The organism is Cupriavidus sp. SIMBA_020 (assembly GCF_046535395.1).
Classification (GTDB): Bacteria; Pseudomonadota; Gammaproteobacteria; order Burkholderiales; family Burkholderiaceae; genus Cupriavidus; species Cupriavidus campinensis.
This window is the reverse complement of sequence record NZ_JAWRWU010000983.1, coordinates 1-259: the sequence shown is the minus strand read 5'-3', so window position 1 is coordinate 259 and position 259 is coordinate 1. Positions and strand designations below refer to the sequence as shown.

Here is a 259-nt window from a genome sequence, read left to right as displayed (position 1 = left end):
CGAGCAGGCCGAGCGCGAAGATGATCACGCCGAGCAGGAAGAACGTGATCGCGAACAGCGTGAATACGCCTTGCACTTCCGCGCCGACGATGAAGCGGCGCACGAGCAGCAGCACGAACAGCGCGGCGGAGCCGAGCGACAGGATCACGCCGATGAACGACAGCCACTGCAGCGGCACGACCGAGAAGCCCGTCACGAGGTCGAAGTTCAGCCGGATCAGGCTGTACAGCGAGTACTTCGACTCGCCCGCGAAGCGCTC

The 259-nt window shown here is 64.5% G+C and carries 1 pseudogene; it reads right to left on the bottom strand.

What is annotated here, in order from left to right:
• Positions 1-259: pseudogene (locus SB751_RS32410) on the bottom strand (glycosyltransferase); the annotation flags it as partial.